General features: G+C 43.4%; 23 protein-coding genes, 2 tRNA genes and 1 pseudogene. 18 read left to right on the forward strand and 8 right to left on the reverse strand.

Features of this window, described 5'->3' with window-relative positions; translation table 11 throughout:
* Positions 1-18: 18 nt before the first annotated feature.
* The 4 genes from motB to ACU6U9_RS04095 all read left to right on the forward strand — a co-directional run bounded on the left by motB (position 19) and on the right by ACU6U9_RS04095 (position 3,444).
* Entirely contained in the window at positions 19-1,047 is a 1,029-nt protein-coding gene (gene motB / locus ACU6U9_RS04080) for a flagellar motor protein MotB (protein WP_446733793.1), read from the forward strand.
* The gene (locus ACU6U9_RS04085; RefSeq protein ID WP_446733794.1) at positions 1,004-1,195 is read left to right on the forward strand and encodes a hypothetical protein; all 192 of its coding nucleotides are present in this window, start codon (positions 1,004-1,006) and stop codon (positions 1,193-1,195) included. The genes motB and ACU6U9_RS04085 overlap by 44 nt, the downstream gene beginning before the upstream one ends.
* Before the next feature lie 19 nt (positions 1,196-1,214).
* Positions 1,215-1,673: a FecR family protein gene (locus ACU6U9_RS04090; RefSeq protein WP_446735052.1), complete on the forward strand. Its 459-nt coding sequence runs from the start codon at positions 1,215-1,217 to the stop codon at positions 1,671-1,673.
* Between the two features lie 397 nt (positions 1,674-2,070).
* Entirely contained in the window at positions 2,071-3,444 is a 1,374-nt protein-coding gene (locus ACU6U9_RS04095) for an MATE family efflux transporter (protein WP_446733795.1), read from the forward strand.
* Here the strand turns inward: ACU6U9_RS04095 and epmA are convergent.
* Together epmA and efp are read right to left on the reverse strand one after the other, a co-directional pair.
* Positions 3,431-4,363 (reverse strand): EF-P lysine aminoacylase EpmA, encoded by a 933-nt coding sequence (gene epmA, locus ACU6U9_RS04100; protein WP_446733796.1) that lies wholly within the window; start codon positions 4,361-4,363, stop codon positions 3,431-3,433. The two genes, ACU6U9_RS04095 and epmA, sit on opposite strands and share 14 nt — an antisense overlap.
* 239 nt (positions 4,364-4,602) lie before the next feature.
* Positions 4,603-5,178, reverse strand: coding sequence for an elongation factor P (gene efp / locus ACU6U9_RS04105; RefSeq protein ID WP_446733797.1), 576 nt, complete (start codon positions 5,176-5,178; stop codon positions 4,603-4,605).
* 191 nt (positions 5,179-5,369) lie between these two features.
* Between efp and ACU6U9_RS04110 the strand changes: the two genes are divergently transcribed.
* Positions 5,370-6,056, forward strand: coding sequence for a radical SAM protein (locus ACU6U9_RS04110; RefSeq protein WP_446733798.1), 687 nt, complete (start codon positions 5,370-5,372; stop codon positions 6,054-6,056).
* Here ACU6U9_RS04110 and ACU6U9_RS04115 read toward each other — a convergent pair.
* Complete coding sequence (locus ACU6U9_RS04115; RefSeq protein WP_446733799.1) at positions 5,961-7,433, reverse strand: polysaccharide biosynthesis protein; 1,473 nt, start codon at positions 7,431-7,433, stop codon at positions 5,961-5,963. The two genes, ACU6U9_RS04110 and ACU6U9_RS04115, sit on opposite strands and share 96 nt — an antisense overlap.
* 46 nt (positions 7,434-7,479) lie before the next feature.
* Positions 7,480-7,555 (reverse strand) — tRNA-Asn (locus tag ACU6U9_RS04120).
* Between the two features lie 185 nt (positions 7,556-7,740).
* Here ACU6U9_RS04120 and ACU6U9_RS04125 point away from each other — a divergent pair.
* Positions 7,741-9,084, forward strand: a complete 1,344-nt coding sequence (locus tag ACU6U9_RS04125; RefSeq protein WP_446733800.1) for an O-antigen ligase family protein — start codon at positions 7,741-7,743, stop codon at positions 9,082-9,084.
* Between the two features lie 311 nt (positions 9,085-9,395).
* On the opposite strand, the gene ACU6U9_RS04130 is transcribed toward ACU6U9_RS04125, so the two are convergent.
* On the reverse strand, positions 9,396-10,574 hold the full coding sequence (locus tag ACU6U9_RS04130; protein ID WP_446733801.1) for a pyridoxal phosphate-dependent aminotransferase: 1,179 nt from the start codon (positions 10,572-10,574) through the stop codon (positions 9,396-9,398).
* A 316-nt stretch (positions 10,575-10,890) separates the two neighbouring features.
* Between ACU6U9_RS04130 and uvrB the strand changes: the two genes are divergently transcribed.
* Both uvrB and ACU6U9_RS04140 read left to right on the forward strand, forming a co-directional pair.
* Positions 10,891-12,909 carry an excinuclease ABC subunit UvrB gene (gene uvrB, locus ACU6U9_RS04135; RefSeq protein WP_446733802.1) on the forward strand — a complete coding sequence of 673 codons (2,019 nt, stop codon included), beginning with the start codon at positions 10,891-10,893 and terminating at the stop codon, positions 12,907-12,909.
* A 104-nt stretch (positions 12,910-13,013) separates the two neighbouring features.
* The gene (locus ACU6U9_RS04140) at positions 13,014-13,229 is read left to right on the forward strand and encodes a hypothetical protein (RefSeq protein WP_446733803.1); all 216 of its coding nucleotides are present in this window, start codon (positions 13,014-13,016) and stop codon (positions 13,227-13,229) included.
* 115 nt (positions 13,230-13,344) lie between these two features.
* Here ACU6U9_RS04140 and ACU6U9_RS04145 read toward each other — a convergent pair.
* Positions 13,345-13,421 (reverse strand) — tRNA-Val (locus ACU6U9_RS04145).
* Between the two features lie 325 nt (positions 13,422-13,746).
* Here ACU6U9_RS04145 and thrS point away from each other — a divergent pair.
* From thrS to ihfA, 7 genes are all read left to right on the forward strand, one after another.
* Positions 13,747-15,660, forward strand: a complete 1,914-nt coding sequence (gene thrS / locus ACU6U9_RS04150) for a threonine--tRNA ligase (protein WP_446733804.1) — start codon at positions 13,747-13,749, stop codon at positions 15,658-15,660.
* 19 nt (positions 15,661-15,679) lie between these two features.
* Complete coding sequence (gene infC, locus ACU6U9_RS04155; protein WP_446735053.1) at positions 15,680-16,228, forward strand: translation initiation factor IF-3; 549 nt, start codon at positions 15,680-15,682, stop codon at positions 16,226-16,228.
* A gap of 91 nt (positions 16,229-16,319) precedes the next feature.
* A complete protein-coding gene (gene rpmI, locus ACU6U9_RS04160; RefSeq protein ID WP_283786862.1) occupies positions 16,320-16,517 on the forward strand; it encodes a 50S ribosomal protein L35 in 198 nt (65 codons plus the stop codon).
* Between the two features lie 28 nt (positions 16,518-16,545).
* Positions 16,546-16,899 (forward strand): 50S ribosomal protein L20, encoded by a 354-nt coding sequence (gene rplT, locus ACU6U9_RS04165; protein ID WP_283786860.1) that lies wholly within the window; start codon positions 16,546-16,548, stop codon positions 16,897-16,899.
* A 288-nt stretch (positions 16,900-17,187) separates the two neighbouring features.
* Complete coding sequence (gene pheS, locus ACU6U9_RS04170) at positions 17,188-18,180, forward strand: phenylalanine--tRNA ligase subunit alpha (protein WP_446733805.1); 993 nt, start codon at positions 17,188-17,190, stop codon at positions 18,178-18,180.
* Between the two features lie 145 nt (positions 18,181-18,325).
* A complete protein-coding gene (pheT, locus tag ACU6U9_RS04175) occupies positions 18,326-20,710 on the forward strand; it encodes a phenylalanine--tRNA ligase subunit beta (RefSeq protein WP_446733806.1) in 2,385 nt (794 codons plus the stop codon).
* A gap of 1 nt (position 20,711) precedes the next feature.
* On the forward strand, positions 20,712-21,008 hold the full coding sequence (gene ihfA / locus ACU6U9_RS04180; RefSeq protein WP_283786854.1) for an integration host factor subunit alpha: 297 nt from the start codon (positions 20,712-20,714) through the stop codon (positions 21,006-21,008).
* Positions 21,009-21,211: 203 nt separating this feature from the next.
* Here ihfA and ACU6U9_RS04185 read toward each other — a convergent pair.
* Positions 21,212-22,328 (reverse strand): annotated as a pseudogene (locus tag ACU6U9_RS04185) (extracellular solute-binding protein).
* A 76-nt stretch (positions 22,329-22,404) separates the two neighbouring features.
* Entirely contained in the window at positions 22,405-23,739 is a 1,335-nt protein-coding gene (locus tag ACU6U9_RS04190; RefSeq protein ID WP_446733807.1) for a glutamine synthetase family protein, read from the reverse strand.
* Positions 23,740-24,094: 355 nt separating this feature from the next.
* On the opposite strand from ACU6U9_RS04190, the gene ACU6U9_RS04195 reads away from it, so the two are divergent.
* From ACU6U9_RS04195 to ACU6U9_RS04205, 3 genes are all read left to right on the forward strand, one after another.
* Positions 24,095-25,369 carry an NAD(P)/FAD-dependent oxidoreductase gene (locus ACU6U9_RS04195; RefSeq protein ID WP_446733808.1) on the forward strand — a complete coding sequence of 425 codons (1,275 nt, stop codon included), beginning with the start codon at positions 24,095-24,097 and terminating at the stop codon, positions 25,367-25,369.
* A gap of 61 nt (positions 25,370-25,430) precedes the next feature.
* The gene (locus ACU6U9_RS04200; RefSeq protein WP_446733809.1) at positions 25,431-26,108 is read left to right on the forward strand and encodes a TetR/AcrR family transcriptional regulator; all 678 of its coding nucleotides are present in this window, start codon (positions 25,431-25,433) and stop codon (positions 26,106-26,108) included.
* Positions 26,109-26,131: 23 nt separating this feature from the next.
* Positions 26,132-26,491 (forward strand): cupin domain-containing protein, encoded by a 360-nt coding sequence (locus ACU6U9_RS04205; protein ID WP_446733810.1) that lies wholly within the window; start codon positions 26,132-26,134, stop codon positions 26,489-26,491.
* Positions 26,492-26,548: the final 57 nt, after the last annotated feature.

Raw genomic sequence — 26,548 nt, forward strand, 5'->3', positions numbered from 1 at the left:
GTGATTTGAGGTCATAACATGGATAAGTTTGACCAACAGAACATCATCATCAAACGCGTAAAAAAAGGCGCCCATGCTCACCATGGTGGCGCATGGAAAGTGGCGCTTGCTGACTTTGCCATGGCTATGATGGCGCTGTTTTTAATTCTATGGTTAATCAACTCATCTAACGAAGAAGAAATCGCCGCTGTCGCCGGCTACTTTAATGACCCAGCCGCCTATGAAGATGGGAAAAGGGTCCCCAGTAAATGGGTCATTGATTTAGGCGGTAGCCCCTCGGTACAAAATAATGTGGCCACCAGCCAAACCGTCGACCCAACACAAGTGTTGCAAGCAGAAGAAATTGAAAGTGCCGCCGAGGCTATTGAACAAGCACGCCTAGAATCAATGGAGGCGGAGTTCCAAGAAAAAATCAATGACAGCGCCACGCTGAGCCCCTACAAAGATCAAGTGAAGGTGGATATCACCAGCGAAGGGTTGCGTATTCAAATTGTGGATAAAACCAACCGCCCCATGTTTGACCCAGGTTCATCGCGCTTAAAATATTATGCCGAAGATATTTTGTACGAGTTAGCCCCTATTCTAGGTTCTGTGCCCAACCGCGTGTCGATTACTGGTCACACCGATAGCAGCGGCAACTCCAATGTTTGGGACGCAGGTAACTGGGAGCTTTCCGCTAGTCGAGCCAATGCCGCTCGCCGCGCACTGGGTGATGCGGGGCTGCCAGAAGTTAAAATTGCACAGGTGGTCGGCATGGGGGATAAAGCGCATTTTAATATTGAAGACCCAACCGACCCCATTAATCGACGCATTGCCATTGTGGTGCTAAACAAACGCACTGATAAAGCGATAGCCTCCCGTGCGGGTGGTTACAACGCTGATAAAGACGCACAAGATGCGGAAGGTGATGTTGGCGAGGTCGATGAAGAGCGCGACGAAGCCGTCAGTAAAACCGGTAGCATATTGCAAGAACTTCAAGAACGCAGCAAGGATACAAAACAATATGATCAAGCACCGCCCGATGTACAAGATGATGCGTTCTGGTAATCGTTTAATCGCATACGTCATTATTATGCTGACCGCCTTTGCCACTTACGCAAAGGCTGAGCCCGTGGCAAAAGTCGTATTTATTAAACCCAAGATGATGATTGAATCAGATAAGGGGATAACCAAACTCGCGCAAGCGAGGGGATGATATTTTTCGACTCGATACAATTCATACTCAGCAAAACGCACGAGCAATTATCCGCTTTAGCGACAGCACGGTACTGACGCTAAGCAGTGATACGACCATGCATATTGATGACTTTATTTTTAACCCGAATAAAAAACAGGCTAGTTTTGAGTTCATTAAAGGTGCATTTCGAATTGTCACTGGGGCTATAACAAAAGCAGCCTCACCCAACTTTACCGTCAACACACCCATCGGCACGATTGGCATTAGAGGCACTGATTTTTGGAGCGGTAATTTACAAGATGATCAAAGCATTGATGTGGTATTACTAGAGAGTGATCACACATTAGAAATTAGCAATGAATTTGGTAAAGTCGTATTAACTCAAGCTGGCGAAGGCACGACGCTAAAACCGAATATGCCGCCTTTATCCCCTCGTAAATGGCCACAAAAAAAACTCGATAAAGCCCTTAATTTAACGCAAACCAAGCAGCCTTAGCTATGTGGTTCAGCGTTTAAAAAATAAAATTCAGACTTTACCAATAACACATGGGGTTGTTTGTATATTCGAAGGCAAGCTAATCCTATTGTAACGTCGCTGAAACTGACTCACCCTATTCTAAAATTGAACACGTTCTCTCGCACAATGATCACTTGCGCTGACCCGATTAGTTTAGCCAAAGGTACATAAAGTGAATGCTTAAATCTTAAGAGTATAATTTTTCATTGAATAAGCTCACTATGATATATAATGACACACTGTGTTATTAACAAAAAAACGAATATTTTATATCACCGATTTTGTCTTTGTATTTTAAACTACCTAATAAGAGATATAGATATATCTTATTAGTCTGCTGATAATATAGGGTTGAAAATTATAATGTGGACCTGCCGTGTCATCCAATAGTTCGTTAGAGTCTCAAAAAAACCCGATTTTAAGCGGCTCAATTGTGAGCAATTTTTTTGCGTTGTTTATTCCATCGATTATTGGCTTGCTGGCATTCTCTTCTGCATCATTAATCGACGGTATTTACATTGGTAACTTTGTCGGTGCAACCGCATTAGCCGCCATTAATCTTTTGATTCCGTTTCTGACCATCGTATTTGGCATCGGCTACATGTTAGCGGTTGGTGGCTCGGTGCGCGGTGGTAAATATATAGGCCAAGGACACTTTAATCGAGCGTCATCGGTCTTTAGTAAAATACTGATTATTTGCATATCTATGTCTTTAATCACAGTATCTCTAGGTCTGTATTTTGAAGAAGGCCTCTTTCGAGCATTAGGTGCCACACCAGAATTAATGCCATTAATGAGTGAATATTTTCGTATACGCTTTCCATTCATGATTGCCGAAATGTTTATCATTGTAATGTATTACTTTGTGCGCATTGATGGTTACGCGAATTTCTCGGCCATTGGGATTTTAATGTCGTCGATCATTAATATTATTTTGGACTATTTTTTTGTAGTAGAACTTGAGTGGGGACTAGCCGGTGCGGCATGGGCCACAGGCTTTGCACAAATATCGGCTTTTGTGTTTTTTACCACTTATTTCATGTCTAAAAAACGAAAGCTATATTTTAGATTTAAGCAACAAAATTGGCTAGAGGTGATGCATGCCAGCTTTAATGGTTTATCTGAATTCATCAACGAGGTGAGTGGCAGTATCATTGCGTTTATTTTGAATTGGCTACTGATTACAACGGCCGGTACGAACGGTGTCGCGGCCATTACTATCATTAACTATTTATTATTCATCGGCATTATGGTGGTGTATTCAATCTCTGAAGCTTGCCAGGTATTTGTCAGTCAAAATTTTGGAGCGGGTAACATTGAACGCATCAAACAATACACGATAATCACTGCAATCGCCTGCGCGATTACCAGCTTTGTTTTCATCTTGTTGTTACTTGGCTTCACAGAACAAATGGTTTCTATGTTCTTAAACGATGATAGCGAGGACGCGGCTAAGCTAGCCATTGATTACGTAGACATCTTATGGCCAATCTTTTTAGTGAATGGTTTTACTATTTGTATTTCGGCCTACCTAACCGCCCTTCATGCGGCAAAAGAATCTGCCACCATCGCATTATCTAGAGGGCTTATTCTGCCAAGTTTATTGATATTTATACTCTATTACTATGCCCCAAGCATTCCTTTCTTGTGGGCACTGCCCATAGCAGAAGGTTTAACCTTTTTACTGGCGATGGTGTTATTTTTACGCAATCAACCCCATAAGCATATCGACTCAGTTAAGCACGATTAAAATCAAAGCTTAATACGTCTTTTATAGATGAGCTATTTTGCTTAAGCATTAAAATACGATCTAACCCAATTGCAACGCCGCTGCAATCGGGTAAACCTTGTTCAAGTGCTGCCAAAAAATGCTCATCTAATACTCGGGTACTGCCATAACGTTCAGCCTGTGTTTTAAATCGATTTTTCTGCTCAGATAAGTCCACCAATTCGTGGTAACCATTCGCAAGTTCTAAGCCGTTCACATATAACTCAAACCGTTTTGCCAATGGGTTACTGTCATTGTCTTCGAACGTTCGGGCTAGCGCCGCTTGACTGGCAGGGTAATTAAAAATAAACACCATAACACCTTGCGGTAAACTCGGCTCGACCACATGGCTCATAATGATATCTAAACACTCATCACGACTGAGCGTTAAATCCTGACCTACAAACTCGGTTACACGATCTCTCAGCTCAATATCGTCAGCATTAAATACATCTAAATTCGCATATTGCTTAAGCGCTTGTGCATAACTTAAATCAATACGACGCTGAAGATATAAAAAGTCACCCACTAACTGGGCCACTTCGTCCATTAATGTTTTTAAATCAAACGCCAAGCGATAGTATTCCAGCATGGTGAATTCAGGGTTATGCCTGCGCCCCACCTCGCCATCGCGAAAAACTTTACAAATTTGATAAATATCGCCGCTGCCCGCTGCTAGCAAACGCTTCATTGGGTATTCTGGGGAGGTGTGTAAATACATAGGTTGATCGCAAGCTTGTGCGATAACAGGCTGCAAATTGGCATCATCAACTGCGGCTTTTGACAACACAGGGGTTTCCACTTCCATCACATCGCGCAAACGAAAAAACTCGCGCACATACGCGTTTAACTTTGCACGTTGTTGGAGTGATTCAATAGAAGCGGAAGGTTGCCAAGGCATTATTAAGTCCCTTTATGTAAAGTGCTCATTACACTGGACAAGCGACGCTCAAACAGAAAACACGTCACGGTGTTATCCAGTGTCATTATGTTTGTAGGTTGAATATTGTCAGGTGTAAAAAAGGTGGGCCACCCTACCATTTAATAGGCTTATCGCTCACTGAGGTGTAATACAGTAAATAAATAAGTCGGGCATTGCCCGACAGATTGATCGCAAGCGTCGCTTTGGTTTTCTAAAACTTACTCGCCTTTAGCGCGAGAAACATAATCACCAGTACGTGTATCGATACGCAGAACCTCACCGATGTTGATGAACAATGGCACACGCACCATGGCGCCTGTGGTCAAGTAAGCTGGCTTAGAACCACCTTGAGCAGTATCGCCTTTCAGACCTGGATCTGTCTCAACCACTTCAAGTTCAACAAAATTTGGTGGGGTTACAGAAATTGGCGCGCCGTTGTACAAAGTAACTTCGTACTTCTCTTGCTCTTTTAGCCAGTTTTTGGTGTCGCCTACTGCATCTGGGTGAGCGGGATACTGCTCAAATGAGCCATCTGTGGCCATGAAGTGGTAGAACTCACCGTCGGTGTATAGATATTCCATGTCGTAATCCATTACGTCTGCACCGTCTAGTTTTTCACCAGACTTAAACGTACGTTCCCAAACACGACCGGTTTTCAGGTTACGCATTTTCACACGATTAAAGGCTTGGCCTTTGCCTGGCTTAACAAATTCGTTCTCTAAGATGGAGCATGGGTCGCCATCTAACATCACTTTAAGGCCGGATTTAAACTCGTTAGTTGAATAGTTCGCCATGGAAAGTCACCGATTAGCTTGGAGTATCAAAAAATTAAGGGCGCTATAATACCCCATATCAAAGGCTTTAGGCAGTAGCTAGAAATTCGCTATATCGCACAAAGCCATGTGCAAATGACGCAAAATAGCCCAAAATACACTATTTGCTCTATATAAACGGTTTAAAGCCGTCTTTGGTTGCCGCGTTTGTCATGAATACACCACACATCAATATTCACTCTATCACTGCCAGTGGCGATGAAAGTCCATCATGGCAGCAGCAACTCGCCAATATCTCTTATAGCGCCCATGAGTTGCTAACCTATCTTGAGTTGCCAAAATCGTTGCTACCGGCGGGTATTGAAGGGGCTAATGATTTTCCGATTCGTGCACCAATGGCGTATATAAATCGCATCGAAAAAGGCAATGTACACGACCCGCTGCTCCGCCAAATTTGGCCATTGCTTGAAGAAACGCAAACACCACCAACCGGCTTTGTGCTTGACCCATTAGGTGAAGCCAGCAGCAACACAACACCTGGTATTGTGCATAAATACAAAAATCGTGTGTTATTAATTGTGAATGGCAGTTGCGCCATTCATTGTCGTTATTGTTTTCGTCGTCATTTTCCTTATGACGATAACCGCTTAAGCCGCCAGCAGTGGCTTGATACACTCGAATACATAAAACAGCGCCCAGAAATTAATGAAGTGATTTTAAGTGGCGGTGACCCACTATCCAGTTCAGACAAACGTTTATTTGATTTAATCGACGCGATTGAAGCGATTCCCCATGTAATTCGCCTACGTATTCATAGTCGCTTGAGTCATAAAATAGCGGATGATGTCAGGGTGGGTAACGGTAATGGGGCCACCCTCTTTTATTTGTTTACGAAATAGTGGTACAACTGAACCTGAGCTACCCAGTACATTGCCAAAGCGCACCATGCAAAATAGTGTTTCGGTTTGACGTTTTGAAAGGGCTTGTAATACCAATTCTGCAAGGCGCTTGCTTGCTCCCATTACATTGGTTGGTCGTACAGCTTTATCTGTACTGATAAGTACAAAGCGCTCTACACCTGCTTTAATAGCCGCTTCTGCACAATACCAAGTACCGAATACGTTGTTGCGTACACCTTCGACAACATTGTGCTCTACCATGGGTACATGTTTGTAGGCGGCAGCGTGATAAATAGTTTGCACACCAAAGGTAGTGAATATGGTTTCTAATCGGTTTTGCTTTTGTACTGAGCCTAAAATAGAGATAACTTGAGTTTCGCATTGCTCATTGTTTTGACAGTAGTGATTCAGCTCTTGTTCTATGCTGTAAAGGCTGAATTCATTGAGTTCTAATAAAATTAACTTATTGGGCTTCTGAGTGATAATCTGCCTGCATAATTCAGAGCCAATACTGCCGCCAGCACCTGTGACTAAAACCACCTTGTCCTTGATGTTTTGGCTAAGAAGATTAGCGTTCGGTGAAACACAATCACGGCCAAGTAGGTCTTCAATTTCTACATCTTTAACTTCTTCTATTTTTGCCTTGCCGCTGATTATGTCTTGTACAGCTGGTGTGGTAAGGATTTCTAGCTGGTTATACGCGAGGTTTTCTATAAGTTGTTTGCGTTTAGAGGTAGTGGTATTGCCTAGGGCCAGTAGGATTTTTTTGACTGAAAATTGTTCTGTTAATAGTTGAACGTTTTTTGATGGGTGAACTTTCAAGCTATTTATAACTGTGCCTTGCTTCTTTTTGTCGTCATCTATTAATGCAACTGGACGAAATTGGTCGCTGTTGGTGAGTGCGTTTACAAGTGCAATACCTTGGCTGCCAGCACCGTAAACTAATACTGATTCACGGTTTGAATTGTTTAGCTGGCTGACAATGTTGCGAATAAATAATCGCGGCATGCCCAATAATGCAAACGCAGTGAACCAATAAATAACGATGCTGGATCTTGGTAAGTTGGCTTGATTGATAAATGATGAGCTTGCTAGTACAAGGGCAGAAATGGTGATTCCCATTGCCAAGTTGCTAAATGCTTTGGCTGCCATGAAACGTACAACTGCACGATAAAGCCCTAGTTTTATAAAAATAGCAGTCGTTATTAATGTGGTGCTTAGCATTACCAAGAGTAATGCGTGGTTTACGCTTATAAGCCATTCACCATACCTGAGAGCAAGTGCAGCATATATTGCTATTGGTATGGCAAATAAATCAAAACTGAGAGTTATGATGCGCTTAGTTGAGCGGGGAGCGTTAAGCAGGAAGTCTAGCATTGAATAGCCTCATCTCGATCCTGAGACTTAGTATAGCGTATAAAAGTGGCTCCCCGAACTGGACTCGAACCAGTGACCAATAGATTAACAGTCTACTGCTCTACCAACTGAGCTATCGTGGAACAACTGATGCGTATGTTATTGATTTTTCGACTATTGTCAAGAATAGACTATAAAATTAAACCCTGCATGGTTGGTTTATGGGTTTATTTCAAATTATGCTGAATTCTAATTAGCATGGAGGGTTTTGTTTGTGGTTCTTGTTTGTAAATTTGTTAGTATCCGCTTTTTGTTTTAGGTGTGTGAAATGAACTCAGTGTTTGGGTCTAAAATTGAATCTAGCCAATCTGTGAAGGTTTGGGTTCTATTTATTTTATTTTCACTATTTTTAGTCTCGCTTTTGGTTGTACCGGATATTGCGAAGATCTTTGCTGTTTTTTTGTTGGTCTTTGGTGTAGTTGATGGTACTAGGTTTATTAAAGCTGGCTTTAAACACGGGCTTTGTGCACCTGAGCGTTACCTAGTTTGGGCTTTTGCTGGCTTTTCACTGGTTTCAGTCGTCAGCTTTATCTATTGGCCTTATACGAAGGCAGCTCATTATCATTTTGAAGATTACTTGGTCTTTATATTAGTGATACCACTTTTTTTAGTGATGCGTCAGGTTAAGTTTAGCTTGTCTCATCTTATTGTTGTTCTTGCTTTGATTGCTGTTTGTTTAGGTTGTTTGTCTCTTTTTCAGTACTGGCATATGAAGACGCAAGGTGGTTTTGTGCTTACCTCTGGAAGCCCAATGGCGCAGTTTTGGCTTCGCCCGAGTGGTGGTGTGAACCCTATGCGTTATGCCGCGATTTGTTTGATTTTTATGGGGTTTGCCATTAATGCTGCTTTGTTTGTGCGTAACAAGCCGGTTGCCTTGAAGGTATTGCTTGCTCTGGCTGTTATGGGTTCTGCTATTGCGTGTATGCTGGCTCAAGTGAGAGGGTCGTGGTTGGCGTTAATTGCGATGCTGGCTGTTTATATTTTGGTGCTCTTTTATGTGGGTCATAAAAAGTTACTACTTGGGTTTCTTGTGGTTTGCGTGTTTGGCTTGGGGGTATTAATTCAGCAGCCGCAGGTGCAGCAACGTTTAGACAGTACGGAGCAATCACTACAACGCTATCTCGACGGGAACTCTCATACTTCTTTGGGTGCGCGACTGGATATGTTCAAGGCCGCGTGGATTTTGATAAAAGAGCACCCAATATTTGGCCATGGGTTGAATAGCTATAGTGAAAAGGCTACTGAGATTCGCCTAGCCACGCCAGGTATGAATCGTGAGGTAGGTATGTGGAGTAATCCGCATAATGAGGTTCTTCAAGTAATGGTTGAAAAGGGAGTTATTGGCCTAGCAACATTGATCGCTATTTTTGCAAGTTGTGCCTATTTGTTTATTTCAGCTTATCGAAATAATAAAGACAATAATGCCGTTGCTTATTTTGCCTTTGGTGGTTTGATTATTTTGGTAGTGTATTTTATGGCGGGTTTGAGTGTGGCGCTATTTGAGCATAATGTGTTTAATCAGTTTTTTACCATTGTGATTTCTGTATTTGCTGGGCAGGTTTATGCGCACAGGGATGTTGCGATGGATGAAAGTGTGGCGAGTAGTTTGTAGGTGTTTTTTTAGGTTTTAATCTGCAGGTGCGGCTTAAGCTGCTTTTTCACCCGCGGGTGCGGGTTCGTACGTTTTATCATTCGCATACCCAAAACACTTACTTCGTTCGCGGGGTATACTGGGTGTGGGTTCGTGCTTTTTATCACTCGCGGGTGCGAGTTCGTACTGTTAGGTGGCTATTTATCGCGAGCAGTAATCAAAACATTCACTATGTTTATGGGGTGTGCTAGCTCGCTCATATAGTTTATTTTGGCCCTATAAACAAAAAAAACCGCCTAGGCGGTTTTTTTTTCTAAGAGCGAGTTTGAATATTAACCAAGCGCTTTTGTTAATCGCTCAATTGCTTTTTCAAGGTTGCTTTCACTAGTAGCAAAGCTAATACGCATGTGCCCAGATGTGCCGAATGCGCTACCTGGTACAAGTGCTACGCCTGCTTCTAGAAGTTTCTCGGCCAAGTCTGTGTCTGTTTCACAGTTTAGCTTCTTTTGTGCGCCAGAGAAGTCTGGGAACAAATAGAAAGTGCCGTCACCTTTTAAGCATTCAATGCCGTCTATGGCGTTTAAAGCTTCGACCATGTAGTCATGGCGTTGCTTAAATACTTTAACCATCTCTTTAACGCATTCTTGGTCGCCATCAAGCGCGGCTTGTGCGGCTACTTGCGAAATAGAGGTTGGGTTTGAGGTGCTTTGGCTTTGAATCTTTTTCATGGATGCAATTAATGCAGTAGGGCCTGCCGCATAACCGATGCGCCAGCCTGTCATGCTATATGCTTTTGATACACCATTTAATACGATGGTGCGTTCATATAGGTCTGGGTTGGCTGTGACGATATTGTTGAATGGTTCGTCGGTCCATAAAATTGGCTCGTACATGTCATCAGTGGCGATGAGTACGTCAGGGTATTTGCGTAAAACAGTACCAAGGGCTTCCAATTCGGCTTTGTTGTAAGCCATGCCGGAAGGGTTTGATGGGCTGTTTAGTACCACTAATTTTGTTTTAGGGGTGATGGCCGCATCTAATTGCTCTGCTGTCATCTTGAAGCGTGCTTCAGCGCTTGTTTCAATGACAATCGGTACGCCTTCAGCCATTAATACCATATCTGGATAGCTTACCCAGTAAGGTGCAGGGATGACCACTTCGTCTCCAGCATTTAATAGGGCTAGGCTTAAATTGAAAAAGCTTTGCTTGCCGCCGCACGATACTAAAATTTGGTTGGCTTCATAGTTTAAGCCGTTGTCGCGTTTGAACTTGCTAATGATGGCTTTTTTAAGATCAGGTGTGCCGTCAACGGCGGTATATTTGGTAAAACCTGAGTTAATAGCATTAATTGCCGCTGTTTTAATATGCTCTGGCGTATCAAAATCTGGCTCGCCGGCGCCTAGGCCAATAATATCTTGGCCAGCAGCACGCAATTCCGCAGCACGATTGGTTACGGCTAGGGTAGGTGAGGGCTTAATGCTTTGAACACGATCAGATAGTTGCAGGTTCAAGGCCACATCCTTAACAAAATAGGGTTTAAAGTAGTGCTTACCCGTGGGTTTAAGCGGCCGTATTCTAACGGATCTTGTTTTATATTGCGAGAATATGTTGTTCTGTGTAGGTGTGTGGCTAGGCTTAACTGCTTGCTTTTGTTGGTTTTTTGGGCGTGTGACTTAAGGTGTTTCTGTGTGTTTTGATACTGATTCGTCGTTAGGGTTTTGATTTTGAGCTATATGAATATTGCTAATTCATTGTATTCAGGATTCTGCGCTCGTAAACTAATCGGCTAGCAGTGATGGGGACGAGATTTCTCGTACGAGTTGGTTTATGTCAAAAACCTTTGAAGTAAAAAGTAAATATGCACCGGCGGGAGACCAGCCAAAGGCCATTGAGCAACTAATGGATGGTTTGAACTCAGGCTTAGCGCGTCAAACGCTTCTTGGGGTGACGGGTTCCGGTAAAACCTTCACCATGGCGAATATAATTGCCCAATCGCAGCGTCCAGCCATTGTGCTTGCTCATAATAAAACACTTGCCGCTCAACTTTATGGTGAGTTTAAGGAGTTTTTCCCTAATAACTCGGTTGAATACTTTGTATCTTATTACGATTATTACCAGCCAGAAGCGTACGTGCCATCCAGTGATACTTTTATAGAGAAAGACGCATCCGTAAACGAGCATATCGAGCAAATGCGTCTGTCGGCCACCAAGTCTTTATTGGAGCGTCGCGATACTATTATTGTTGCAACTGTGTCCGCTATTTATGGGTTGGGTGATCCTGAGTCGTACCTGAAAATGGTGCTGCACCTTGATAAAGGCGATGTAATTGATCAGCGTGGTCTCTTGCGTCGTTTGGCTGAGTTGCAATATAAGCGTAACGACGTGGATTTCTATCGAGCTACTTACCGTGTGCGTGGTGATGTGATTGATATATTTCCTGCCGAATCCGAAAAAGAAGCGGTGCGTGTTGAATTGTTTGATGATGAAATTGAACAGCTGAGTGTCTTTGACCCGCTGACGGGTGAGGTATTGCGCAAACTGCCGCGTGTTACTATTTTCCCTAAAAGCCATTACGTTACACCAAGGGAGACCTTGGTGGATATGATTGACCATGTAAAAGCTGAGCTTAAGCCGCGTTTAGAGCAGTTGCGCAGTAATAATAAGTTAGTAGAGGCGCAGCGTCTTGAGCAGCGTACAGTTTACGACCTAGAGATGATCCAGCAGCTGGGTTATTGCAATGGTATCGAAAACTACTCCCGTTATTTGTCAGGGCGTGAGTCGGGCTTGCCGCCGCCTACATTATTTGATTATTTGCCCGATGATGCACTGATGTTTATCGATGAAAGCCATGTGACCATTCCGCAATTTGGTGCAATGTACAAAGGCGATCGTTCTCGTAAAGAAACCCTTGTGGAGTTTGGTTTTCGCTTGCCATCTGCATTGGATAACCGCCCGATGAAATTTGAAGAATGGGAGGCGATTTCACCGCAAACTATTTTTGTTTCCGCTACGCCAGGTAAATATGAGGCGGCGCATCAGGATGCGGTTGTTGAGCAATTGGTGCGTCCAACTGGGTTAATTGATCCGGTGATTGAAATTCGTCCAGCTACTACTCAGGTGGATGATGTACTAGGTGAAATTCGAACCCGCACCGCACTCGGAGAGCGTATTTTAATTACGGTACTCACGAAACGCATGGCTGAAGACTTAACCGACTTTTTAGCTGAGCATGGGGTACGTATTCGTTATTTGCATAGTGATATTGATACGGTTGAGCGTATCGAAATTATTCGGGATTTACGCCTTGGTGAGTTTGATGTGTTAGTGGGTATTAACTTATTGAGGGAAGGGTTAGATATTCCAGAGGTGGCTTTGGTTGCTATATTTGATGCAGATAAAGAAGGCTTTTTACGCTCTGATAAGTCATTGATTCAAACCATTGGTCGCGCTGCACGTAATGAGAAAGGTAAGGCCATTCTTTATGCAGAGAAGGTTACGGATTCGATGAAGCGTGCGATAGGTGAGACGGATCGGCGTCGTGAAACACAAGTCGCGTTTAATCTTAAGCATGGCATTACGCCAACCTCTGTTCGTAAGAGTGTGGAAGATATTCTTGAGGGTGCGGTTACGCCTGGCAAAAAAGTGGGCAGTAAAAAACGCAGTAAGGCGTCGATGGAATCAGTGGATGATGCGATTGAATTTATGACTGTGGGAGAGATTGATAAGCGCATAACAAAAGTAGAAGATGCCATGTTGGCCTCTGCTCGTGAGTTGAAATTCGAAGAGGCGGCGCGATATCGAGATGAGCTTGAGCGCCTGAAGTTACAGTTAATTAAAAATAGTTGAGGTTGTACGGGGCGCGAGCTTCAGTGCTAGGTGGGGCTTTTCTGCCGAGTCATTGTGTTGCGGGCCGAGCGAGGGGGGAAGTGCTTTGAGAGCGCGGTAATAAGATGGGTGGTGAGATTTCGATTGCCATCGATCTAGATAAGGCTGCGATCAATAGTCGCCAAGAGTTTCTGGTCTACATGTTCGGCACCGCTGATAGTTGGTGTGAACGTGTATTGATTAAAGGCATAAAACCAATTGGGGCTGACCGTGTGAATCTAACAGTCGTAAATGATGACGAGCGTGTTTATTATTATGACGATGCACTAGCGCCAAACTAAGTAAGCAGAGATGCGTATTTTGCTTATTTGGTAACGTTGATATGCCGAAAATATGCCGAAAAAATAAAAGGTGTAACTAGGAAGTGTCTGCAACCCTCTAGAATTAAGGGTTTAATGGTAGTCGCGACTAGATTCGAACTAGCGACCCCCACCATGTCAAGGTGGTGCTCTAACCAACTGAGCTACGCGACTAAAATACGATCACTTATAACTTAAATCGTGATGCGCGCTGAATTTTACGTATTTTTTGTGTCTTTGCAAGCTAAGTGTTTATTTAGATTGGTTTTTTTCTGTCGCTCGCGGTCTCAAATATTCCCCTAAAAGCCGAAGTCTGCTTTAATACGGCGCTTAAATTTATTTCAATGCTCGGATGTTTTCGCTGGGCGATGCAGTTAGCGGTACTTGGTAGGTACAACAGCTGCTGCATAAGCAAGCGAAGTCGGCATTTCGCACATAATGTGTCGAGCTAAATACCATGTGTGACTTTGTAGGTCACACCACTGAATATAGGAACATTATGCCTGTTATTACTCTGCCTGACGGCTCCAAGCGCGAATTCGATGCCGCTGTATCTGTCATGGATGTAGCCGCCGATATTGGCTCTGGTTTAGCAAAGGCTACCATAGCCGGTGCGGTTAATGGCCAGCTGGTCGATGCTTGCGACATGATCGAGCAAGATGCGGATTTACGTATTATTACCGCAAAAGACAGCGAAGGCCTTGAGATTCTGCGTCACTCTTGCGCCCACCTTCTGGGTCACGCCATTAAACAGTTATGGCCAAATGTAAAAATGGCCATCGGCCCAACCATTGATAACGGATTCTATTACGATATTGATGCCGACTTTCCAATCAATGAAGACGAGCTCAAGCAGCTTGAAAAGCGCATGATGCAATTGGCGAAAACCAATTATCAAGTCATAAAAAAAATAGGCTCTTGGCAAACCGCTCGCGATACCTTTGAAGAGCGTGGCGAGTCGTACAAAATTGAAATCTTGGATGACAATATAGCTAAGGATGATCAGCCAGCGCTGTATCACCACGAAGAATACATCGATATGTGTCGTGGCCCTCACGTACCGAATATGAAATTTTGCCAAAACTTCAAACTAATGAAGGTGGCAGGCGCCTACTGGCGTGGTAATTCAGATAATAAAATGCTGCAGCGTGTTTACGGTACGGCTTGGGCAGACAAAAAAGCGCTTAAAGCATACCTAACCTTGCTAGAAGAGGCCGAAAAGCGTGACCACCGTAAATTAGGTAAAACGCTTGATTTGTTTCATTGGCAAGAAGAAGCGCCTGGTATGGTGTTCTGGCACGGTAAAGGTTGGACCATCTACACTGAGCTTGAAAAATTTGTTCGTCAAAAGCTTACTGAATATGGCTATGACGAAGTAAAAGCGCCAATGATTATGGACCGCACATTATGGGAGCGCTCTGGTCACTGGGATAAATTCGCAGATGCCATGTTTACGACGGTATCTGAAAAACGCGAATACGCTATCAAGCCAATGAACTGTCCGGGCCATATTCAAATTTTTAATCAAGGTTTGAAGTCTTATCGTGATTTGCCATTGCGCTTGGCTGAGTTTGGCTGTTGTCACCGTAATGAGCCATCAGGCGCCTTGCATGGTTTAATGCGTGTGCGTGGATTTACTCAAGATGATGCGCATATTTTCTGTATGACTGAGCAAATCTTAGAAGAAGTGAATGGTTGTATTGCCATGATCTTAGACACTTATAAGACATTTGGCTTTGAAGATGTGGCGGTTAAATTGTCCACACGCCCAGAACAGCGAATTGGCAGTGATGAAGTTTGGGATAACGCCGAGCAAGCGTTGGCGGATGCGCTTAAATCGAGCGGCCTTGAATTTGGTTATCAGCCAGGCGAAGGTGCTTTTTATGGCCCTAAGATCGAATTTGCTCTAACGGACTGTTTAGGTCGTGAATGGCAGTGCGGTACGATCCAGCTAGATTTCTCTATGCCGGGCCGTTTGGGGGCTCAATATGTGGATAAAAACGGTGATCGTCAGACACCTGTTATGATTCATCGTGCGATTTTGGGTTCACTTGAGCGATTCATTGGTATCTTGATTGAGCAATATGCGGGCAGTATGCCAACTTGGTTATCACCGGTTCAGGCAGTTTTGCTCAATATTACGGACAATCAGGCCGAATATATCAAAGAAGTTGCAAAAACTTTGTCTCAAAACGGTATTAGAGTGCAATCGGACTTGAGAAACGAGAAGATCGGCTTTAAAATCCGTGAGCACACTTTACAGAAGGTTCCCTATCTATTGGTAGCAGGGGACAAAGAAGTGGCTTCTAACGCTGTCGCCGTACGAACACGTACTGGTGAAGACCTTGGATCCATGAGTATCGAAGACTTTGCCAAGCTGCTACAAGATGATGTAGCCAAGCGCGGACAGTAGATTTTAATAAAACGGAGTAATAACAATTAGACGCGATAATAGAAATAGCCGAGCTCGTCCTGAAAAGGCATCTATAAACGAAAACATTAAAGCTCGGGAATGCCGACTAATTAGTGCTGACGGGGAACAACTGGGCGTAGTGCCTATGGATGAAGCCCTGAAGCTTGCTCAAGAAGCCGTACTCGATTTAGTACAAATTGCAGATGGTGATCCGATCGTATGTAAGATCATGGATTTTGGCAAAAAACTCTACGAAGAGAAAAAGCAAAAAGCCGCTGCAAAGAAAAAGCAAGTTCAAACCCAGGTTAAGGAAATTAAATTCCGTCCTGGTACTGAAGATGGAGACTATCAGGTGAAAATTCGCAACCTGACTAAGTTTCTTGAGCATGGGGACAAGACCAAGATTACGTTACGTTTTCGCGGTCGTGAGATGGCTCACCAAGAATTGGGCATGCAACTACTTAAGCGCGTTGAAGAAGATCTCAGCGAAATCGCTAACGTAGAACTGCGTCCTAAGATGGAAGGTCGTCAGCTAACCATGGTGTTAGCACCCATTAAAAAGAAGTAGTTAGGTCTGTAACGAGCGTCGTTGTCATAGGCAACTAAGTCAACGACCACCTGCTGCTGTTATTAACCAATGCGGATGAGATTTTATTAGCATGTCTAACAAAATTAAAAGTCATAGTGGTGCTGCAAAGCGCTTCAAAAAGACTGGTAACGGCTTCAAACACCGTCAAGCACACCGTGCACACATCTTGACCAAAAAAAGCACCAAGCGTAAGCGTCAGTTACGTTCTCAGTTGCAAGTACACGCATCTGATGTACCGCTAATCAAGCGTATGCTACCTGGCGTTTAATAATTTATTTGGTTAAGAGGAGTTCAATATGGCTCGTGTAAAACGTGGTGTGGTAGCACGCCGTCGTCATAAAAAAGTTTTAAAGCAAGCTAAAGGTTATTACGGTGCACGTTCTCGTGTATTCCGCGTAGCTAAGCAAGCGGTTATCAAAGCTGGTCAATATGCTTACCGTGACCGTCGTCAGCGTAAACGTCAATTCCGTGCTCTATGGATTGCGCGTATCAATGCTGGTGCACGTATCAACGGTTTGTCTTACAGCCGCTTTATTAACGGTCTGAAAAATGCCTCTATCGAGATCGATCGTAAGGTGTTAGCTGATTTAGCCGTTAATGAAAAAGGCGCTTTTGCGGCATTAGTTGAAAAAGCTAAAGCCTCTCTGTAAGCACCAGCTGACAGTTCGACCTTTTAAAGATCGACAGTTACAAGAAATTTAATGTTTAAATTGTCTTGTCTCGAATAGGGGAAGCGCCATAGGCACTTTCCCTATTTTTGTTTAAAAAATTGAAAAATAAAACAATGACAATGCAGGGCGAGAGCTAAGCCGTGTTTTGGCTTATGTGTCACCCGTCTCAAATGTTTTATCTGTATCGCCCTCAATATTGTCATTGTGTGGCAGTGGCTTAGGCCTAAATGAACAGCATCTGTGAAGGTGCTTTTTGGAGCAGGAAAATTGGAAAACCTACAGAATTTGGTAACCGAAGCACTGGCAAAAGTAGAGCAAGCGCAAGACGTGCAAGCGCTAGATCAAGTGCGTGTCGACTACCTAGGCAAAAAGGGTGTGCTAACGGCGCAGCTTAAAACGCTTGGTAAATTAAGTAATGAAGAGCGCCCAGCAGCTGGCGCGAAGATTAACGAAGCCAAGCAGCAAGTAGAAGACGCTATTCGGGCTAAAAAAGCGGAATTAGAAAGTGCGGCACTTGCTGAAAAGCTCAAGTCTGAAAGCATTGATGTCACACTACCGGGTCGTGGTCAGCAAGCTGGTGGCCTGCATCCTGTTACACGTACCTTGCAGCGTATTGAAAACTTCTTTAAACACGCGGGCTATAATGTCGCGGTGGGCCCAGAAGTGGAAGACAATTTCCATAACTTCGATGCGCTGAATATTCCTGCGCACCATCCTGCTCGCGCTATGCATGACACCTTTTATTTTGATGCGCAGCAATTACTGCGTACCCATACTTCGCCTGTGCAAATTCGTACGATGGAAGTACAAGAGCCGCCTATTCGTATTATCTGTCCGGGTCGTGTTTATCGTTGTGATTCAGACCAAACACATACGCCTATGTTTCATCAGGTAGAAGGTTTATTGGTTGATAAAAAAGTAAGCTTTGCGGATCTAAAAGGCACGGTAGAACAATTTTTGCGTACCTTCTTTGAAGATGACAACTTAAGTGTGCGTTTTCGTCCATCTTATTTCCCATTCACTGAGCCTTCCGCTGAGTTTGATATTCAATGGGCATCAAGTAAAACGGGTTGGTTAGAGGTAGGTGGTTGCGGCATGGTGCATCCAAATGTGTTGCAAGCCAGTGGTGTGGATCCTGAGCAATACATGGGCTTTGCCTTCGGTCTAGGGGTAGAGCGCCTAGCTATGTTGCGTTATGGCGTGAACGATTTGCGTTTGTTCTTTGAAAACGATGTGAAATTCTTAGAACAGTTTAATTAATACTTGTTTTTATCGCCCGCAAGCGACCTCCCACATGTTTTGATTTAGGTGGTACTTGTGGGATGGCGCACCCAAAGCATTCGCTTCTCTCATGGGGCATGCTACTTGCGCGCGACAAATTTTAAAGAATTCAGGAAACATAATTATGAAATTCAGTGAAAGTTGGTTAAGAGAATGGGTTAGTCCAAACCTAACCACCGACGAACTTGTTGAGCAAGTGACCATGGCGGGTCTAGAAGTAGATGCTGTCGATCCAGTGGCGGGTGAGTTCAGTGGTATTGTAGTTGCGCAAGTGGTGAAATGTGAACAACACCCTGATGCAGACAAATTAAGATTATGCCAAGTAACCGATGGCGCGGATACATTCCAAATAGTGTGCGGAGCACCGAATGTACGTGAAGGCTTAAAAGTACCAATGGCAAAAATTGGTGCAGTATTGCCAACGCCAGATGGTAAAGGTTTCAAAATTAAGAAAGCCAAATTACGCGGCGTAGAAAGCCACGGCATGTTATGCGCTGAAGCCGAACTGGGTATGTCAGAACAGTCTGATGGCTTGATGGAGTTGGCAGCGGATGCGCCGGTTGGTCAAGACGTTCGCGAATACTTAAATCTTGATGATGCCATCATCGAAGTGGATTTAACCCCAAACCGTGCAGACTGTTTAAGTGTTAAAGGTTTAGCACGTGAAGTGGGCACATTAAACAATGTGGATGTTAAGCCATTCAACATTGAAGTAATGGCCGCGCAAATTAACGATACGCTACCGGTTATTTTATCTGCATCACAAGCGTGCCCTAAGTATGTGGGTCGTGTTGTAAAAGGGGTTGATGTAACGGCGACGACACCATTATGGATGGTTGAAAAACTGCGTCGCAGTGGTGTTCGCTCAATTGATCCGATTGTGGATGTCACCAACTATGTTCTTTTAGAGCTAGGCCAACCAATGCATGCATTCGATTTGGCTAAAATCGATGGCGGCATAAATGTTCGCATGGCGGCCGATAAAGAAAAGCTTACATTGTTAGATGGTCAAGAAATTGAATTAAGCAGCGACACCTTGGTAATTGCCGATAACTCAAAAGCATTGGCTATTGCGGGTGTTATGGGCGGCGAGCATTCTGGTGTGAATACTGAAACCAAAGACGTTTTCTTAGAGGTGGCTTACTTCGATCCGATCGTCATTGCTGGTAAAGCGCGTAATTATGGTTTGCATACCGATTCCTCTCACCGTTTTGAGCGTGGTGTGGATTACCGTTTACAAAATGACGCCATGGAGCGTGCAACTCAGCTAATCGTTGAAATTTGTGGCGGCCAAGCGGGTCCTGTTGTGAATACTGAAGATGAAGCAGCCATGCCAGTTGAGGCAACGGTTGAACTACGCGCGCAACGAGTGGTTGATGTATTGGCATTGGAATTACCAGCGACAGAAATCGAAACCATGCTGACTCGTTTAGGTATGACAGTAACAGCCAATACAACTGGCTGGACAGTGAATGTGCCAAGCTATCGCTTTGATATCAGCATTGAAGCGGACTTGATTGAAGAAATTGCTCGTATTCACGGCTACAACAACCTGCCAGTTACCACGCCGATGGCAGCTCTGGATCTGCAAAGTGAGCCTGAAGTGATTACCCCGATTAACACCCTTAAGCAGTTTTGGGTGAGCCGTGGTTATCAAGAGGCGATTACTTACAGCTTCGTTGACCCTAAAGTGCAAAAGTTGGTTGATCCGCAAGTGGATGGTTTGACATTGGCGAACCCAATTTCAGCCGATATGGCGGTGATGCGCTCTACTTTGTGGGTAGGCTTAATCAAAGCCGCTGAGCACAATCTTAAACGTCAGCAATCCGATGTACGTTTATTCGAAACCGGTTTGCGCTTTGTACCAAGCGGCGACGAACTTACCCAAGAGCCAATGTTAGCGGGCTTGGTTTGTGGTAGTCGCTTTTCTATGGGTTGGTCAAATGGCTCTGAGAAAGTGGATTTCTATGACCTTAAAGGGGATTTAGAAGCCATGCTAAGCATCAATGGTGATACTGAGTATCGTTTTACTGCAGGGGAGCATCCAGCGCTGCACCCAGGTCAGTGCGCGGCTGTTTTTAAAGGTGATAAGCAGGTTGGTCTATTAGGTGCTTTGCATCCGGTATTGCAAAAGCAACTGGGCATTAAAACGCCATTGTTCGTATTTGAGCTGTTATTGAATGACGTGACGTTGGGACAACTACCACAATTTGCGTCCGTTTCTAAATTCCCTGAGGTAAGTCGTGATTTGGCCTTCATAGTAGAAGAAGACGTTCATTGGTCTCAAGTGGAGCAAATCATTGGCGAACAAGCAGGTGAAAGCCTGACAAATGTCACACTTTTTGACGTGTATCGCGGCCAAGGTATTGAAAATGGTAGAAAAAGTCTTGCTTTAGGCTTGACGTGGCAAGATCCTTCACGCACTCTTAATGATGAAGAAATAACCAGTTCGGTTGACAAAATCGTCGCTAAACTGGCTGAAGGATTAGGTGCCCAACTACGAGGTTAACATGACCGCGATCACCAAGGCTGATATGGCAGAGAAGCTATTTGACGAACTTGGAATAAATAAGCGCGAAGCCAAAGAAATGGTAGATGTCTTTTTTGAAGAGATTCGTACTTGTTTGACCGAGAAAGAACAAGTTAAGCTTTCTGGATTTGGAAATTTTGATTTAAGAGAAAAACGCCAGCGTCCTGGGCGTAACCCTAAAACCGGTGAAGAGATTCCGATTTCTGCCCGTTGTGTGGTGACGTTTAGACCCGGTCAAAAATTAAAAGTACAAGTTGAGGCCTATAACGAAGAATAATTTCGTTGTTGTTTGGTGAAAAAAAGAGCAGCCTAGGTTGCTCTTTTTTATGTCTGTTATTTACAGATTAAGTTATTTGATTAATTTAAACGTTTGGTTGAAATGTTTATTTGGCCGTATTGTTTACATTATGTTTATCACGGGCATAAAAAAACCAATTGATTGCTCAATTGGTTTTAGAGGTTAACTTGGTTATGTGCTTGTTAGCGTCCCGCTTTTAAGTTCGCCCAAAAACGAGTTTGTAGTTTGCTAATCTTAGGTCCGTGAACCGTAAGTGGGAATAGCTTAGCTTGTACCTCTTCGCTTGGGTAAATGCTCGGGTTAGACGAGATTTCTTCATCTAAAAGCGCTTTAGACGCTGGTACACCATTTGGATACCAAACATAGTTTGAAATATCCGCCATCACTTTAGGGTCTAATAAGTAGTTAATGAACTTGTAAGCATTATCAGCATTTTTTGCTTCTTTTGGTATGGTTAGCATATCAAACCATACTGATGTGCCTTCAACTGGAATCGTATACGCTATTTCAACACCATTTTCAGCTTCATCTGCACGATCCATTGCTTGCAAAATATCACCAGACCAGCCAATTGCGACACAGATGTCACCGTTGGCTAAATTACTAATGTATTGCGAAGAATGGAACTGAGTAATAGAAGGGCGAATGGCTTTTAAGAGTTGCGTCGCCTTACTATCTTTATAGTCAGCAGGATTTTTAGAACCAGGATCCATGCCTACATAATGTAAGGCAAGCGGCAAAATCTCATCCGCGCTATCTAGCACCGATACACCACAGCCTTTTAGCTTGGCAAGATTCTCTGGTTTAAATACCAAGTCCCAGCTATTAACGGGAGCGTCTTTACCGAGTGCTTTTTCAACAAGCTTAACATTGTAGCCAATGCCTGTTGTGCCCCATAAATAAGGGATGCCGTATTTATTACCTGCGTCTAGCCCAGATAGCGTTTTCATTAGACCTTTATCTAAGCCCTTATAGTTCGACAATTTAGTACGATCTAAAGGTTGGAATACACCAGCCTGAATTTGGCGAGCCATGAACGTAGCAGAAGGCACTACGATGTCATAGCCCGAGTTACCGGCTAGCATTTTCGCTTCTAATACTTCGTTACTGTCGAAAACATCGGCGACCACCTTGATACCTGTCTTTTTTTCAAGAGTCAGCAATGGTGTTTTCAGCGATGTAGTCAGACCAGTTATAAAAGTTTAATACGTTTTCTGCGTAAGCAGAAAAACTGGTGGCTAAACCTAACGCGAGTGCGGCTGCCGTCTTTTTAACGTGCGGCAAAGTGTATGCTTTCATCGAGTCTACCTCTTGGTTGTGTGTTTTATATTATTATTCGATTTTTATTATTATTTCACGAGGCCATTTTGATTAATTAAACATTTAAAAGTAAGAATTCACGTTCCCATGAACTGATTACTTCATTAAATGTTTCGAATTCTTTACGCTTAACACCAATATAGGCATCGACGAAAGATTTACCCATGATGTCGGTTAGCTCAGGGCAATCCTCAAGCATACGTAAACCTTCTTCCAGTGTACGTGCAATCTCAACTTCATCATCAGGTGATGTTGATGTAGGCGCAGTTGGTTTTAGTTTTTCTTTCATACCAAGGTAACCACAGGCTAGGCTTGCTGCAATGGCAAGATACGGATTACTGTCGGCACCAGGAAAGCGATTTTCAATGCGTGTGGCTTCGGCTTCGGCTTCAGGTACACGAAGGCCCGCTGTACGGTTATCGATGCCCCAGTTCATGTTAATCGGCGCTGCGATTTCAGGTGCAAATCGACGGTATGAATTCACATTCGGTGCAAAGAAACTAATGGCACTGCCCGTGTATTTTTGTAAGCCACCAATGTAGTTCATGAAAACATCGCTGTAGCTACCATCTTCGTTAGCGAAGATATTATTACCGGTTTTCACATCTAATAGGCTTTGGTGAATATGCATAGAGCTGCCCGGCTCTTTTTGCATAGGCTTGGCCATAAACGTAGAGTAAATACCATGCTTTAATGCCGTTTCACGTAATGTGCGCTTGAATACGAACACTTGGTCGGCGAGACTTAAGGCGTCACCGTGTAAAAAGTTAATTTCCATTTGTGCCGCACCTGACTCATGGATCAGGGTGTCTACATCTAAACCTTGCGCATGGCAGTATGAATACAAGGTATCTATAACCGGGTTGAATTCATTAACGGCATCAATACTGTAAGACTGACGTGCGTTTTCTGCACGGCCAGAGCGGCCTGTAGCGGGTTTTATTTCATAATCAGGGTCGTGATTAGGCTGAATTAAATAGAATTCTACTTCTGGTGCAATAACCGGTTGTAATCCTTCTTTTTCATACAGAGCAAGCACTCGGCGCAAAACCGAGCGGCTAGAAAGAGGGTGAAGCTCACCTTTATTGGTGTAACAGTCGTTGATGACTTGTGCGGTTGGCTCATCTGCCCAAGGTACAACCCTTAATGTATTTGGGTCAGGCACTAGGAACATGTCTTTATCTGTGGGATCGACAATATCGTCGTGGTTACTGGCCCAGTCACCGGTTACGGTTTGGACCAATAGGGTCTCTGGAATGCGACCGCCTTTCTCACTCAGGAATTTTTTAGTTGGGTAGAATTTACCACGTGCATTACCTGTCATGTCTGGCAGAGTTGATTCTACCTCGGTAATGCCATTTTCTTTAAGAAACCTAGCAACGGCTTCCATAAATCACCTTCTTGGTCTGTATTGACTGCTTAGTAGTATTGACGAAATCACTTAATTAGCAAATCGTGTCACTATAAATAGAGCTACAATAGATAACTAATTTGATTAAAACAATACTCTTATAATTATTTGAATTCATATACCTCATAAGGGGTATTTGAATCAAGCATGTAAATTTATAAACCGAATTATTATTCGAATTACAGCCTATTTTAAAGACTTCTAAAAAGCAACAAATAGACACGCTTAATATGAAAAAGTTGTGTACTTGTTAGAAAACCAAATTAGAAGTATTATTCGGTTTTATGCAGATCAACTGCGCCGTTTTAGCGCTTGATAATTGACGGAGGTGCACATGTCATATGTAGAATCCTATTACTCGGCCACAGCCAATCAACACTTTAATTTACCAAAGCTTGAAGGTGAAACTCAGGCTGATATTTGTATTATTGGTGCCGGTTTTACGGGCTTGTCTGCTGCGTTGCACTTAGCCCAAATGGGGTACAGTGTAAGCGTACTAGAAGCCGAAAAAGTGGGTTGGGGGGCTTCTGGGCGTAATGGCGGTCAGGTTGCACCTGGGCAAAACATGGACCACGATGAACTCATCAAAAAAGTAGGCAAGCCTATGGCGGATATGCTTTGGGATATGTCGGTTGAGTCGGTTGAGTTAGTAAAAGAACTGATTGCCAAGCACAGTATCGACTGTGACTTGAAAGCCGGTATTTTACATGTAGCCGCTAAGTCTCGCCATGAAAAGCACATTAAAGAAGGCGTTGAGTATAAGCGTAACGTGTTGGGTTATGATGGAGTTGATTACCTTAATCAGTCTGAAGTGCAAGCCATGCTTGGGACGGATCGGTATTTCGGAGGCGAATATGCCAAGGATGCAGCACACCTGCATCCACTTAATTACGCATTGGGCTTGGCAAAAGCTGCCATCGATGCTGGTGTAACGATCTACGAAAATAGCCGTGTGACTGATTATAAAGGCGGCAATGGCGCGTATGTTAAAACAGGCGCTGGTACGGTCAAAACCAAGTATATTTTACTGGCATGCAATGGCTATTTAGGGAAGTTAGAACCGAAGATAGCAGGCAAAATCATGCCGATAAATAATTTTATTATCGCTACAGAGCCATTATCTGATGAGTTGTGCCGTAAAATTAACCGTGATGATGTGGCGGTGGCGGATTCAAAGTTTGTTATTAATTATTTTAAATTATCGGGTGATAATCGCTTGTTGTGGGGCGGTGGCGAAAACTACACAACCAAATTCCCTAATGACATTCCTAATTTTGTTCGCAAATACATGCTTGAATTTTATCCGGAATTAGCCGATGTGAAGATTGATTATGGTTGGGGTGGCACGCTTGCCATTACACTAAACCGTATGCCTTATTTTAATCGCTTAGAAGACAACGTTTTTGCGGCGCAAGGTTATTCTGGTCATGGTGTGGCACTGGCGACACTTGGTGGTAAAATTATGGCGCAAGCGGTGAGTGGCAGTGCTGAAAAATTCGATATATTTGCATCAGTGCCAACACCGACGTTCCCCGGTGGTACGTTATTGCGTTTTCCGGGATTGGTAGCGGGTATGCTGTACTACGCAATGCGTGACCGTTTCTTTTAATGGTTTGAGATGTTTACTGATTATATGACGTCAGTACGATTTTAATGGTTTATGGGATGATATGACCAACTTAAGTAAAAAAGTGTCACCTAGCACCACCAATACAGAGCAAACCAAAGACGTGGCGCCAAGGAATGCGCCTGTACAAGGGCGTTCGAAATTACGCTCTAAGCAAATTATTGATGTGACGGGTGAATTATTAGAGCGTGTTGGGTTGGATGATTTAAATACAATCTTAATTGCCAAAGAAGTGGGTATTTCCATTGGCTCGCTTTATCATTATTTTCCAAATAAGCATGCAATATTATATGCCATGGCCACACGCTGGTTAGACGAAGTCGAAAGCGTGTTGAATGAATTTGAAGCATGGCCTATTGAAACCATGGACTTTGATGAACTGATCAGTAAGTTGCTGAGTACAAACCTTAAGGTTTACAAAAAACAAAAAGCGATTTTAACCTTGGTACAAGCCATGTTTTCAGTGCCGGAGCTACGCCAGTTAGATGCCCAGCATGATGAATTAGTGATCAAAAAAATGGCCAATGTGTTTAAGCGCATGGGTATTAATCATCACTTAAAAGAGCGAGAGCGTCTTGCTCGCGTGTATTTGGAATCCACTCATAGCTTATTTTTAGTGGTCGTAAATCAAAAAGGTGAGCGAGCTAAGCGCAGTTTAAATGACCTTAATCTCATGGTGAAAATGCTGCTTAAAGTGTATCTGAAAGATGAAAATTATTAATCAATAATGTGTGAGTAGATAATATGTCGGCTGTTAAATTATTGCGTGTAAGCCCTTCATTAGACGGGCAAGAACAAACTCCTGTTGCAAAAGAGCGCTTAATAAAAGGTGCGCCCTTAGAGCGATTAAATAACGTATTTACCAACACCAAAGAAAATTTCTTTTGCGGTGTATGGGAGTCAACCACTGGCAAGTGGAATTTAAATTACACAGAAGATGAATTTTGCTACATGATCGAAGGCAAAGCCATATTGACCGACGCACACGGTAATGCAGAAGAAATCAATGCCGGCGATGCGTTTGTCGTGCCAGCGGGTTATCAAGGCACATGGGAAACCATCGGAACTGCGAAAAAGTTTTATTCGATTTATGAAGAAGCTTAATCAATAAACCTAGCCATATATAAAACACATAAAAAGCCAGTCATTGACTGGCTTTTT

Source organism: Pseudomonas sp. HK3 (assembly GCF_052920985.1).